The sequence below is a fragment of the Bartonella sp. AA81SXKL genome (assembly GCF_042196945.1).
Lineage (GTDB): Bacteria > Pseudomonadota > Alphaproteobacteria > Rhizobiales > Rhizobiaceae > Bartonella.
This window is the reverse complement of the sequence record NZ_JBHIRH010000001.1, coordinates 211,832-224,540: the sequence shown is the minus strand read 5'-3', so window position 1 is coordinate 224,540 and position 12,709 is coordinate 211,832. Positions and strand designations below refer to the sequence as shown.

The following is a 12,709-nucleotide window of genomic DNA, read 5'->3' as shown; positions in this document are numbered from 1 at the left end:
GATTAACGCTATAGCGTTAAAAGTCTTGTTTGTGCTATTTTTGCTATTAAGAGTCTGTTTAAGAAAATAAGGATAAGAAATAAAATGAAATTTCAGGCGCGCGTTTTAACCCTTTATCCTGAAATGTTTCCTGGTTTTTTAGGGTATTCTTTAGCAGGGCAAGCTTTAGAGCGTGGAATTTGGTCACTGGAGACGGTACAGATTAGGGATTTTGCTTTAGACAAACACCATAGCGTTGATGATAAACCTGCTGGTGGGGGAGCTGGTATGGTAATGCGGGCGGATGTATTGGCGGCTGCTCTTGATTGCTGTCCACAGGATTCGCCAAGATTGTTGATGAGTCCACGTGGGCGTCCTTTTGACCAAGCTTACGCGCATAGCTTGGCTCGTGATACGGGTGTAACGTTAGTTTGTGGACGTTTTGAAGGGGTTGATGAGCGAGTCATAGAGGCACGAGAACTAGAAGAAGTCTCTATTGGTGATTATATTCTTTCAGGGGGTGAAACAGCCGCATTGGTTATCTTAGATGCTATTATACGTCTTCTGCCTGGAGTGATGGGGAATGCAGCTTCTGCAAGGTGTGAAAGTTTTGAAAATGACTTGCTGGAACATCCGCAGTATACCCGCCCTTCTCTTTTCGAAGGGCGGGGTATTCCGCCTGTATTGCTCTCAGGTCATCACAAAGCGATCGCAGATTGGCGTCAAAGCCAAGCCGAATTGTTAACACGTCAACGTCGCCCTGATCTTTATGCGCGTTATAATAAAAATCATCAGAAAACTTGATTCATATGATAAGGTGGTGTATTGCATGGCTCTCTTTTTAGAGAGTTTTTTATAAAAGGTTTTCTGTAGTTCCAAAATTAAAATGAAGGAATGGTGTATTCGCTCCTGTGTAAGACATAGCCTAAAGAGCTCCTTATTCTTAATAAAGGCTTTTTTGGTAAGAGTTGAGCGCTCTGACTGTTCGATAAAGAACATGAAGGATAAAAGAAATGAATATTATCGCACAGCTTGAAGCTGAACAATGTGCAAAAATTGAAGAAAAGCGCCAATTTCCAGCATTTCAGCCAGGAGATACAGTCCGTGTTATGGTGCGTGTGACAGAAGGTACACGGACGCGTGTTCAGGCTTATGAAGGTGTCTGTATTGCGCGTTCAGGCGGTGGGTTGAATGAGACCTTTACAGTACGCAAGATTTCTTATGGCGAAGGGGTGGAGAGGGTATTTCCTGTTTATTCTCCTTTGATTGAAGGTGTTGAGCTGGTGCGCCGTGGTAAAGTGCGCCGTGCAAAACTCTATTATCTACGTGGCTTGAGAGGTAAAGCTGCACGTATCGCTGAAAAGAGAGATTATCGGAAAAAAGCTGAAAAGGTTGTTGAGAAAGTAGAAGCAGCATCTGTCAGCACAGATGTTGAAAAGCAAGTTTCTGAGTAAAGATTATATCGGCTAAACTTTATGCAAAAGCGGCTTTTATGCCGCTTATTTGTGTCTTTCTTGATTCGTTTTGCCTTTTAAAAGGCTTGGAGGGGACATAAAAATGTTTAATCTATCAATTTTTCCTCTTTTTATTCTTAATCATGGGTGCAATTTAAGAGACCATTGCATATATCGTGGATACTCAAAAGGATAAGTTTAATCTGAAAAAATGTCTGTTTATATTTGGAAAAGATTTTAGACCTTTGACGTGAAGATAAAAGTGTATTAGATTAAGGCGAGTTTTGCGGATCATATCCGGGGAGTAATCGGTTTTTTTATGCGTGACCTTTAATCCGTTATTTGAGACAACCGACCTGTAATATCGGTATCTTGAGATGCCAAACAAGTAAAAACGAGAGAGTATGTTTAGTCGTTTTGCGCGAACTTTCTCGTTCATTGCGGTTGCAAAAACCAGGTCAGGATATTTTATGATAAACCAGGTCAGGATATTTTATGATAGAGACAACTAGGATAAAAGAGCGCCCTCGTTCCCCTCATATAAGTATTTATCGTTGGACAATTACTATGGCCATGTCCATTGCACACCGCATTACGGGTATGGCACTTTATGTTGGAACGGTTTTTCTTGCTGTTTGGTTAATTGCTATTGCGTGTGGCGAGGAGACATTTAGAACAGTTTACGAAATTTATAGTTCTTGGTTTGGATTGTGTATTTTGTTTCTTTATACTTTGGCAGGGGTTCATCACATGGTTGGTGGTGTTCGCCACATTGTTTGGGATCTGAAGCCTTGCCTTTTGGCAAAAGAAAAGGCAACAGTCACTGCTTGGGCGACAGTGTTTATTTCTCTTATTGTTACTTTTGCGATTTGGATTATTGGATATACCGTTGTTTAGCTGGGGGTGAAAAGAGACATGAAAAAAGATTTTCGAACGGAACTTGGAAAAGTACGGGGGCGTGGCAGTGCTCATGAAGGAACAGAGCATTTTTGGCTAGAACGTTTGACGGGGTTTATCAATCTACCACTTTTGATATTTTTTATTGTTCTTATTCTTTCGCTTGTGGGAAAGGATTATAGTATTGTGCGTGCAAGACTTGCACATCCTATTGTTGCTATTTTGATGGGATTGATGACTTTTTCGGTCCTTTATCATATGAAACTTGGTATGCAGGTAGTGATTGAAGATTATATTCCACGTGAAGGTTTTCGGATATTCTTTTTGACGTTAAATATTTTATTTTGTTTTCTCATAGGTGGTATCATTATTTTTTCTCTTTTGAAAATTGCATTAGGGGGTTAAACAAGTATGGCGGGTACAGGATCATCTCTGGGTGCTAAAGCAGGTAACGCCCCTTATCGCACTGTAGATCATAAATTTGATGTTGTTGTTGTTGGGGCAGGTGGTGCAGGATTACGTGCGACACTGGGTATGGCAGAACAAGGATTAAAGACAGCTTGTATTACGAAGGTTTTTCCAACGCGCTCACATACGGTTGCAGCACAAGGGGGAATTGCTGCATCGCTTTCAAATATGGGACCTGACAATTGGCAGTGGCATTTATATGATACCGTGAAAGGTTCTGATTGGTTGGGCGATACCGATGCAATGGAATATTTGGTGCGTAATGCTCCTGCTGCTGTGTATGAATTAGAACATTATGGCGTTCCTTTTTCGCGAACGCAAGAAGGCAAAATTTATCAGCGTCCTTTTGGTGGACATACGACACAATTTGGTGAAGGTCCGCCTGTTCAGCGTACTTGCGCAGCAGCTGACCGTACAGGCCATGCCATTTTGCATACGCTTTATGGACAAAGCTTAAAGCATAATGCGCAATTTTTTATTGAATATTTTGCACTCGATCTCATCATGACGGATGGGGTTTGTACGGGGGTTGTGGCATGGAATCTCGATGATGGTACAATACATCGTTTTTCTGCCAAAATGGTTGTTCTTGCAACCGGTGGTTATGGACGCGCTTATTTTTCTGCGACATCGGCGCATACCTGTACGGGTGATGGTGGTGGAATGATCGCACGTGCTGGATTGCCACTTCAGGATATGGAGTTTGTGCAATTCCATCCGACAGGGATTTACGGTTCTGGCTGCTTAATTACAGAAGGAGCTCGTGGTGAAGGAGGCTATTTAATCAATTCTGAAGGTGAACGCTTTATGGAGCGTTATGCACCTTCCTTTAAGGATTTGGCTTCACGTGACTTGGTTTCGCGTTGTATCACACTTGAAATTCGTGAAGGGCGTGGCGTTGGACCTAAGAAGGATCATATTCATTTGGTTCTCAATCATATTGATCCTGCAATCTTGCATGAGCGTTTACCAGGGATTTCAGAATCAGCACGGATATTTGCAGGGGTGGATGTAACAAAAGAGCCTATCCCCATCTTGCCAACGGTTCATTATAATATGGGTGGGATTCCTACCAATTACTACGGGGAAGTTCTCAATCCAACGGCTGATTCGCCTGATCGTATTCAACCAGGGCTGATGGCGGTAGGAGAAGCAGGATGTGCTTCTGTTCATGGAGCTAACCGCTTGGGGTCAAATTCATTAATTGATCTTGTGGTGTTTGGTCGTGCTGCTGCCATTCGCGCGGGTGAAGTTATTGATCGGAATGCAGAAATTCCACCCATCAATGAAGAAGCTGTTGACGAAATTATAGCGCGTTTTGATCGTTTACGTTTTGCACAAGGGGCAATACCAACAGCTGTATTGCGTGAAAAAATGCAACGCACGATGCAAGAAGACGCAGCAGTCTTCCGTACAGAAGATTCTTTGAAACAGGGATGTCAACGGATGAATAAAATCTGGGGGGAATTGTCGGATCTCAAAGTCACAGATCGTTCTCTGATATGGAATTCTGATTTGGTTGAAACATTAGAGCTTGAAAATCTCATGGCGAATGCAATCATGACTGTTCATTCTGCCGAAGCACGTTCAGAAAGCCGTGGCGCTCACGCTCGTGAAGATTATCCAGAGCGTGATGATAAAAACTGGCGTAAACATACGATTTCACATTTGTCAAAAGAGGGTAAGGTGACATTATCATATCGACCTGTCCATGTGGACCCGTTAACATCTGAAGCTGATGGTGGGATCGATTTAAAGCGCATTGCACCTAAAAAACGGGTTTATTAAGGGGAGAATGAAATATGGTACAAATTAAGCTTCCCAAAAATTCTCAAGTAAAACCGGGAAAGGTTTGGCCTAAACCTGAAGGTGCTACAAAGCTGACGGAATTTCACGTGTATCGTTGGTCGCCTGATGATGAGGAAAATCCTCATTTAGATACTTATTATGTGGATCGTTCTGCTTGTGGTCCTATGATTCTTGATGGGCTTTTGTTTATTAAAAACCATATTGATCCAACTTTGACACTTCGTCGATCATGCCGTGAAGGCATCTGTGGTTCATGTGCGATGAATATTGATGGAACCAATACATTAGCTTGTACCAAAGGGATGGATGATGTAAAACATCCCATTAAGGTCTATCCGTTGCCTTCCATGCCGGTTGTTAAAGATTTGGTTCCTGATTTAAAGCGTTTTTATGCACAACACCGAGTCATTGAGCCTTGGTTGCAAACAGTTTCTCCTGAACCTGCAAAAGAATGGTTACAAAGTCACTCCGATCGCCAAAAAATCGATGGCCTTTATGAATGTATTTTGTGTGCGTGTTGTCAGACTTCATGTCCAAGTTATTGGTGGAACGGTGATCGTTATTTGGGGCCCGCTGTTTTGCTTCAAGCTTATCGCTGGATTGCGGATTCACGTGATGAGATGTGTGGTGAACGTCTTGATAATTTAGAAGATCCTTTCCGCCTTTATCGTTGCCATACGATTATGAATTGTGCGCAAACTTGTCCAAAGGGATTAAATCCAGCGAAAGCGATTGCTGAAATTAAAAAACTCATGGTTGAACGCCGCCTTTGAAAATTTACTGATTGATCAAAATAAAGCGCAAGGTGGGAAATTGTATCTCCTTTTAGCAATTAAATCTCTAAAAGAAGATCGGCTGCTTATGGGGGCGCAGTAGCTATCATCATTCTAAAAGTGAAGTAATCCCTAAAAATTTAAGCAATTCTTGCAATGGCTGAGCAGAAAACTCATAGTTGAATATTATCTTTGAAAATTAACCGATTAATGAACAGTAAAAAGAAAAATAGAAAATTGTGCGTGTTTTTTGTGCCTCTTTGAGGCTTAATCTCTAAAAATTTATTGGCTTCTATAAGGCGGTTAGTATAGTTATTATTGCCTTTAAAAAGGCATTAGTCTTTCGAGTAAACTATACTTTAAATAGCGTTCTATGTAAAAACAATAAAATCAATATGCCATGTGTTTTTATTTTTATTAAATTCGCATCATAATTTATACTTTGATGCAGATTTAAGTAATCATTTTTTATAAAAAATGATTACTCTGTATAAATATAGCACAAAAATAAATGCTGATACAAATATTATAACGCATGTAAATTATTCATATGAAATACAAAGAAGTGATCATTATGACAGTTTGTCATTTTACGATACGTTTATTATAATATCGAAAACATTGCGAATATTCAGGATTAGGAATTTTTGATAACATCATTTATATATTTAAAGGTCATATTTTTTATTTTAAAGATTGGATTGTTAATCGTATTAAAAAACAAAATTTATAGTTCTTAAAAAATGGAGAACGTAAAATCCCTATCTATTGTAGAGATAGATTATATAGTTAAGGGGGTAGTAATTAAAAAATATTGTAACGTCATAGATTTAAATTCATTAAAGAGCAGATAAGACGTTTGAAAAATAGCAAATTTATAGGTTTCTCTAAAAATTTAGAAAACGATAGTAAGAATTCTAAGAACACATGTTGCGAATGTGGAATAAGCGGTGTTTGTAGGTTCGTTTGAGTTGAATAAATTCAATAATCAAAGAAAATATGTTGTATTTTGACGAGTTTCGGAGGTTTTGATTTTATATGTTTTTATCTATAAAAAAATAGAGATTTCTAGGTTTAGATCTTATTTATTATGTTAGGGTATTTCATTGTTCTTGTATGTATGCCTAAGAAAGTTGTTTAAGCAGTAAAAGTGTTTTTTATTTTTCAGCATAAAAGATATTTCTTAACATGAAAAAGAGGTGTCCAAGTATTAACGGTATAATCAGTCATTGTTTTGGTATTTATTCTGTTGTGCCATAAAACACTATCGTATTTAGGATGTGGTAATTAGAGTGGTTAGAAGGTGAAATCTGCTAGGCGAGGGGGCGGATTGTTTGCAGATTAGTTTGCGTGTTAAGAGGCTTCGTCCTTTGAGGTGTGATAGGTGGAGTCTGTTAGCCAATTACGTAAATGAGAGCGAAATCTACGTGGACAGGTTTTTAGTCTAATCTCTCTTATATATTGTGATAGGAAATTCACATTAATAAGGACTACGACCGGTTACAGAAAACAGAAATCATTGCGAAAAAACAAGCGTGCTTATTTTAAAATTTTTAATATTTGTGATCATAATGGCATGCGAAATCTCCTGTAGTATCACGCAGACCGTTCGTATTCTCGAGCCAAGAATTGTTCATATATCCTCTTCAATCTGATCTTCACGAATTGATGCAAGAGATGGGTACGAACACCTGTAAGAATAAGCAGATGCAAAGCCAGTTGTATCATTATTGTTGCTTTGCAGAGTGTTTGATAAAAATCTGGAACATTTCTCCAATTCATTGCCGGTTTATTAATGACTTTATGGCGTTGTTTTTCTAAAAGAGCTTTTGCTGTTGCAGCTTTCACTTATCAGATGGGAGTTAAGAGTATTATGTATCTCTGTTGGCGTAATCTTTGAAAGTCGCTATACAGCCTCCTAATTTGAGGAGAATATGAAGCTGTAAAGGTGCAAACAAGTTTCCATTTTTAGCATCATTTTTAAATTCTGCTTTACGACTTTTAAAAGCATCTAGAGTAATGTCTTTTAAATAATAGAGATTACGCATTGCTTCACGCTTTTGTTTCTCTCGTTCTTTAATAAGATCAAAACCCTTATGTAAAACAGAACGCCCCGAACCAAATACACTTTGCTTGTCAATTTACACGCTTGTTTTTAAGAAACCTTTCTTTAAGGTGCCTAAGCTTATTTCACTACAGAGCTCGTGGATGGTATAATGGTAAAGCCCCGATGAATAATATAAAATTTATAGAGCATCTCCATTTTTACACTTCATAAAAGAGCAAGTTGGACGCCATTAGACACTTTGCAAACTCCCAATATTGTGACAATTTTGGGCATTTTGGATGGTTTATAAAAGGCATTTTTAGTGCTTTTTGTACAGTTTCATTCTATACGGCTTTATTTACTTATAATGTGCAAGAGACATGGTTTTGGTTAATAAACAGCTTTGAAATGAGAGAATCCTACGGTATTAAGATCTTTTATCCAACACGCAAAATAATGAACACTCTTTATAAGACAATGTGATGCATCTTAAGAAGAGTGATTGTAGATCTGTGCTTTTAGGAATTTTTTCTTTTTGAGGTGCAGAGAAGAGAGCAGGAATATTCAGAGTAGAGCTTACCTTATGTAATCTATGGATATCGTCTTTAGGAGAGGGACATAAGCCACGTGATATGGTTAGCAAAGCTTGCTTAAGAGAAATTTGGTTGTTTACGAACAACTGGAGGTTAAGAATCTTTCTTCGTCCGAAGAAGACGTTGATATGCCACTATACTTTTTATTACCAAATAGAATGTGGTTTATGGATGCTAAATTGAAATGATAATTTATTTCGTATGAGGTTTTCCGTATTTGGAGATTGTTTGGTTAAAAAACACATTTATTAATCACTTGAAGATAGCACTTAGAATTTTTAAACGATAAGTTTTGGTCTTGATGACGATAATTGTTTGTGATGATCGAAAGTATCTATTTTACGAAGCTTTCATTGATAGGCGAATCAAAATTTATTCTTTTCTTTTGTTTAAATATTTATTTTGCAGCTATTTTTTCTTTTTTGCATCAAAGATACTTTTTCAAAAGGTAAATGGAAAGAATGATCAAAGGCAAGAGAATAGAGAGAGCCTTATGTATAATTTGGTTTTCTCGTAGAGTTGTTGTCTATTAACTTTTTTCTTTTTTTCTTCATGAAGAGTGTAGAAAATCCATTGGAGAAGCAAAGAGAATAGGAAAAGTTAAATAAATAGCCGTAACAATTAGTTACGGCTATTTTTGTTTGCTTCATATTACCGAGAGAGGAAGCTCCCCTTAAGCGATTTTTGATTTAGCAAAAATCGGGTCGTAAAAGACTTCAGAGAGTTTTCTATCTTTAAAGAACAACACTACGTCAACTGTTGTATAGAGAACGATTTTTATCATTTCTAACTCGAGTTGCCGGCCAATTTCTGATCTTTTAATCAAGGTGGCACATCGCTCAAATGTCTGCAAAGCGCTGTTGGCATGCGTTGTTGTAATCGATCCGGGATGACCAGTGTTGAGCGAATTGAGATATTCCCATGCTTCATTGCCTCGCAATTCAGCGAGAAAAATTCTGTCAGGCGACTGACGCATACACGCATCTAGGCATTCTTCAGCTGAAACACGACCTACATTGTTACCATAAATCATATGTACATGATTGGGATGATTGGGTAGAAAAAGCTCATGAACATCTTCAATTGTGATAATACGCTCCTCTACAGGGACCTTTTCAATTAAAGAGCGAGCAAATGTTGTTTTACCAGATCCTGTTTTGCCTGCGATAATAATGTTGCGTTTGTGAAGGACGCATTTTTCCAAAAATTCAAGAATTTTTCCCTCACGTTTACTTTGTAAGAGTTGAACTTCAAATGGTTCCAACCGTGTGAAGTCCTGCCTCGATAACAAGTTATTGGCTTCTTTTGCTGAAGGCTTATTAAAACTTACATCAGAAAAATCGTCAAAAGCCCCTTCTTCTTTGAGTTCTTCTAACGTCTTAACTATGAGAGAATGTTTACGAATTACAAAGGAAAGAGCACCATCAACAACAGCTGGTGTTTGTATAATTGTACCACGTTGCCCACCAGGCAAGAGCACATAATTAATACTTCTGGGAGCCATACCGTTATAAACGATAATAGCTGTAATAAGCGTTTGCAAAAAAGTGGTTGTTAACTCTGGTACGCTATGTACTTGCCAACCCTTAAAGCTTTTCGTCCATACTTCACAGGGGCGGCAAATCGATAATTCAGTGATCGTGGGATCTTCTAAAAAACAATCAAGCGGTTGCAGAAGCTGAAAAACTGCTTGATCTTTTTGTATCGGGTTAACGTGTGACGAGACTGTAGACATCGCTGAAATCCAGATCACGAGCAACAAAAATATTTACTCGTTCGCCTTGGTTTTTGTAAAGTGTTGGTGTGATATTGATGGAATTCTGAAGAACATCGATTGCTATAGATTCAGCATTCTGAGCTCCTTTATTTTGTGAGTTATCTTTATTTTCTTTGCTGCTTTTACCAACTTTTCCTCTTACCCATTCTCCTAAATCACCGATAATGCTTACCATAATTGCACTACCAAATCGTTCCCAAAAATGTCTGTCAACCCAGCCACCAATACCCGCTTCACCCAGAGGACCTGTGCCTGGTGAGTCAAGATTGACAACAACACCAGAAGGCGTTTCAATGCGTAACCATTGCACAAACACGCGCGTTTGTCCTTGTTGTATGCCACTTTGGTAAAAACCAACGACTTTAGAACCACGGTCAAGCAAAACAACACGTCCACTCGTGGAATAAATATCGCGTGTTAAATGACACGTCGTCATTCCGGGTTGTGATGTAATGATTTTTGTTTCTAACGTACAATCTATTTGCGTTCCTTGTGTAATCAAAAAGTCACGGTTACGAAGTTGCATCGCATGTGATTGACCTAAACGCACGGGCTGAAGGTTATCAAATAATACGCCATTACCTCTATCATTATTCGATGCTTTATTATTTGTATCTGTAGATCCTTCGCTACCACCGTTGTTAAGGCTAGAACTGAGCATACGCTTGCGTGCTAATTCTTCAGAATCTTGGAGCATATGTGGAGGAATGGCTGTTTGAAGAAGTTTACTCAAGGCCGGTGGAATATCCAAGTTTGAATCTTCTATTTGTGTTGATTTTTCTGCTTCTTCTACAATCTTTGGCTCTTCTATAATCCGAGGGACATAGTTTGGTATAATTTGCTGTACTATTTGTTGTGGTTTTTCTTCCTCAACCTCCACGGTATTACGCATTTTAAAAGCTTTCCAAGTCAAGGCAATCGGTATCGCTACTATGACAATAAGTCCTACCATTAACAATGCACGGGTACCTGGAATTGTCGGACGACGTTCAGAACCTAGTTCGGATCCTCCATAGGCACCTTCAATATGTTTTTGCTCGACGTTGTCCAGTTTTGTACCTTTTCCCTCTCCTTCCTTATTGTCAAACATCATTTTCCTCCTTTATTGATACGATAAACCACCGAAGATACTGTCCCTGTTGTGTTTGGTACGCCATTGGGGTCATAGGCTTCATTAAAAACAGCTAGAGCGCGTTTACCAAGCCGTATGAGCCATTTAGGATTGACCTTATGAACGGCGATAATATCATTAGAACTGCCGATAACGGTGCGTGGTATTAAGCTTTCATTGCCTTCAGCATCTACGACATAAATCGATGGCATATCCATGTTAGCGGGAAATTTGAAGTAAGTAATACGCCCATTGTCCCAAGCATTTATCGGAGCAATATCTTGGTGACCGCTCATGGTATAACTGAGATTATAGCCGTTGACGCTTTGGTGAAAACCACGTTCAATCGCAAGGCGTCGATTGTTTTCTTCTGACTTTTCATCGTTTGAATCGGGATAATGGAAAGCCAATTCATATGTTGATCCCGCACGGTCATTCCGAAATTGTAGTCGGAATTTATAACTCCGTTTGTCGGTTACAACGATGAGATTGGTATTGGCAAGTTCTGCTTTTGGTTTAATAAAAATATGCCGCCCTTTATGAGCAAAGGCATAGGCTTCAGAATCGCCAAAGGCATGAGTTATGTACTGTTCACCTTCTTCAAGAATAATATGTGTTGCCACACCAAGAACTGTTTCGATTTGAACCACATCGGCTTCGTTATATGTTATATAGCGAATGCGGTGATCATATTGTGAATTTGATGGACTTTTGAGCGCCTGCACAGGTACCGTATAAAGAGAAGAAAACGAAGACAATAGAACAACGAACGCAAGTTTTTTCATAACAATCAATTCCTTAATCATTCAACAGTATTTCTGGGTCAGAACGGTAACTTGTTACTTGAAAACCAAGGGGGTTAAGCAATCGATCAGATGATTTCATGGGTGCACCAACATAGGTGTAACCAATTGTTGCAATTTGGTGCTGTTTTGGTCCAGTAGCAGCACCGTTGCTGTCAAGTTGCTGAGTCGTAAAACGTACAGTTGCTTGACCGAGTCCATTAGGCTGGATTGATCGTACTTTAACTGTGATACGTGCTTTGTTGGAAAGCACTTTGTCCCGTGCATTTTCTCCATCATAGATTTTATAATATTCTTGTTGAACAGATGCCGCACTTAAAAGTGCTGTTGTGTCATAGTTCAGTTGAATAGTATCGTAGTCGTAAGTTTCGCGGTTAAGCACATATTGATTTAGCCAATATCTATCTACAACTTCACCATAGCTTTCTTCGTGTTCACGCATGATTGAGATAACATCAACTGCACCCGTCGTATTATCAACGCGCAATACTAAGGGAGTTGGAGCTGGTTGAGAAAATCCAACAACTCCACATATCATACCGAATAAGCCAAAAAGACCCACAGTACTCGCAACACGCCATGCCGTTCTGCGCGACCTTATAAATTCATTGATAAGATCACGTTCTAAGCCACGGCTTTCTTCATAATAACTTCTAAGTTGTTCGGCTTTCACTGGTTTTGCTTGTTTTGTTTTCATCTGTCTCCTCGCTTGATTTCGGCAGGGATTGTTTTATTAATAGGCACGCGGTTCCTATCATTGGGCTGTTTTAGCTTTGGTGCTAATGCACAAGCCGATAAAAGGTTTGCAATCAAAATTACAAGAATGATATTTTTCATTTTAATATGACTCTTTTTACTGTTATATACATTCTGATATTTGTTGTCATTATTATAATTTTGACACTAAAGTAAAGTGTATAGTTTACGATAATTTATCTTTTCTTAATTTCATTTTTTAATTTATGAAAATAGCTCAATTTCAGTGCGAATATTTTTTA

At 38.7% G+C, this 12,709-nt stretch carries 12 protein-coding genes; 6 read left to right on the top strand and 6 right to left on the bottom strand.

Features of this window, described 5'->3' with window-relative positions; all coding sequences use genetic code 11:
- The first annotated feature begins 84 nt into the window (after positions 1–84).
- The 6 genes from trmD (at position 85) to ACFINZ_RS01020 (ending at position 5,380) form a co-directional block, all read left to right on the top strand.
- A complete protein-coding gene (trmD, locus tag ACFINZ_RS01045) occupies positions 85–783 on the top strand; it encodes a tRNA (guanosine(37)-N1)-methyltransferase TrmD (protein ID WP_375612244.1) in 699 nt (232 codons plus the stop codon).
- Positions 784–992: 209 nt separating this feature from the next.
- Positions 993–1,433: a 50S ribosomal protein L19 gene (gene rplS / locus ACFINZ_RS01040; protein WP_375612245.1), complete on the top strand. Its 441-nt coding sequence runs from the start codon at positions 993–995 to the stop codon at positions 1,431–1,433.
- Between the two features lie 495 nt (positions 1,434–1,928).
- Positions 1,929–2,330, top strand: a complete 402-nt coding sequence (gene sdhC, locus ACFINZ_RS01035) for a succinate dehydrogenase, cytochrome b556 subunit (RefSeq protein ID WP_375606014.1) — start codon at positions 1,929–1,931, stop codon at positions 2,328–2,330.
- Positions 2,331–2,348: 18 nt separating this feature from the next.
- Entirely contained in the window at positions 2,349–2,735 is a 387-nt protein-coding gene (gene sdhD, locus ACFINZ_RS01030; RefSeq protein WP_375612246.1) for a succinate dehydrogenase, hydrophobic membrane anchor protein, read from the top strand.
- A gap of 6 nt (positions 2,736–2,741) precedes the next feature.
- Entirely contained in the window at positions 2,742–4,586 is a 1,845-nt protein-coding gene (gene sdhA, locus ACFINZ_RS01025; RefSeq protein ID WP_375620955.1) for a succinate dehydrogenase flavoprotein subunit, read from the top strand.
- 14 nt (positions 4,587–4,600) lie between these two features.
- Entirely contained in the window at positions 4,601–5,380 is a 780-nt protein-coding gene (locus tag ACFINZ_RS01020) for a succinate dehydrogenase iron-sulfur subunit (RefSeq protein ID WP_005774220.1), read from the top strand.
- Between the two features lie 1,871 nt (positions 5,381–7,251).
- Here ACFINZ_RS01020 and ACFINZ_RS01015 read toward each other — a convergent pair.
- The 6 genes from ACFINZ_RS01015 to ACFINZ_RS00990 all read right to left on the bottom strand — a co-directional run bounded on the left by ACFINZ_RS01015 (position 7,252) and on the right by ACFINZ_RS00990 (position 12,548).
- Positions 7,252–7,428: a hypothetical protein gene (locus ACFINZ_RS01015; protein WP_375683934.1), complete on the bottom strand. Its 177-nt coding sequence runs from the start codon at positions 7,426–7,428 to the stop codon at positions 7,252–7,254.
- Between the two features lie 1,265 nt (positions 7,429–8,693).
- Positions 8,694–9,755, bottom strand: a complete 1,062-nt coding sequence (gene virB11 / locus ACFINZ_RS01010; RefSeq protein WP_375634367.1) for a P-type DNA transfer ATPase VirB11 — start codon at positions 9,753–9,755, stop codon at positions 8,694–8,696.
- Complete coding sequence (virB10, locus tag ACFINZ_RS01005; protein WP_375618344.1) at positions 9,730–10,887, bottom strand: type IV secretion system protein VirB10; 1,158 nt, start codon at positions 10,885–10,887, stop codon at positions 9,730–9,732. The genes virB11 and virB10 overlap by 26 nt, the downstream gene beginning before the upstream one ends.
- Positions 10,887–11,693 carry a P-type conjugative transfer protein VirB9 gene (gene virB9 / locus ACFINZ_RS01000; protein WP_375606008.1) on the bottom strand — a complete coding sequence of 269 codons (807 nt, stop codon included), beginning with the start codon at positions 11,691–11,693 and terminating at the stop codon, positions 10,887–10,889. The genes virB10 and virB9 overlap by 1 nt, the downstream gene beginning before the upstream one ends.
- A gap of 13 nt (positions 11,694–11,706) precedes the next feature.
- Positions 11,707–12,408 (bottom strand): virB8 family protein, encoded by a 702-nt coding sequence (locus ACFINZ_RS00995; protein WP_375606007.1) that lies wholly within the window; start codon positions 12,406–12,408, stop codon positions 11,707–11,709.
- The gene (locus tag ACFINZ_RS00990; protein WP_015857026.1) at positions 12,405–12,548 is read right to left on the bottom strand and encodes a hypothetical protein; all 144 of its coding nucleotides are present in this window, start codon (positions 12,546–12,548) and stop codon (positions 12,405–12,407) included. The genes ACFINZ_RS00995 and ACFINZ_RS00990 overlap by 4 nt, the downstream gene beginning before the upstream one ends.
- Positions 12,549–12,709 lie beyond the last annotated feature (161 nt).

Bases quoted from the DNA above. Each gene is read 5' to 3' on its own strand.
- trmD (WP_375612244.1), top strand. From the start codon at position 85: ATGAAATTTCAGGCGCGCGTTTTAACCCTTTATCCTGAAATGTTTCCT.
- rplS (WP_375612245.1), top strand. From the start codon at position 993: ATGAATATTATCGCACAGCTTGAAGCTGAACAATGTGCAAAAATTGAA.
- sdhC (WP_375606014.1), top strand. From the start codon at position 1,929: ATGATAGAGACAACTAGGATAAAAGAGCGCCCTCGTTCCCCTCATATA.
- sdhD (WP_375612246.1), top strand. From the start codon at position 2,349: ATGAAAAAAGATTTTCGAACGGAACTTGGAAAAGTACGGGGGCGTGGC.
- sdhA (WP_375620955.1), top strand. From the start codon at position 2,742: ATGGCGGGTACAGGATCATCTCTGGGTGCTAAAGCAGGTAACGCCCCT.
- ACFINZ_RS01020 (WP_005774220.1), top strand. From the start codon at position 4,601: ATGGTACAAATTAAGCTTCCCAAAAATTCTCAAGTAAAACCGGGAAAG.
- ACFINZ_RS01015 (WP_375683934.1), bottom strand. From the start codon at position 7,428: ATGCGTAATCTCTATTATTTAAAAGACATTACTCTAGATGCTTTTAAA.
- virB11 (WP_375634367.1), bottom strand. From the start codon at position 9,755: ATGTCTACAGTCTCGTCACACGTTAACCCGATACAAAAAGATCAAGCA.
- virB10 (WP_375618344.1), bottom strand. From the start codon at position 10,887: ATGTTTGACAATAAGGAAGGAGAGGGAAAAGGTACAAAACTGGACAAC.
- virB9 (WP_375606008.1), bottom strand. From the start codon at position 11,693: ATGAAAAAACTTGCGTTCGTTGTTCTATTGTCTTCGTTTTCTTCTCTT.
- ACFINZ_RS00995 (WP_375606007.1), bottom strand. From the start codon at position 12,408: ATGAAAACAAAACAAGCAAAACCAGTGAAAGCCGAACAACTTAGAAGT.
- ACFINZ_RS00990 (WP_015857026.1), bottom strand. From the start codon at position 12,548: ATGAAAAATATCATTCTTGTAATTTTGATTGCAAACCTTTTATCGGCT.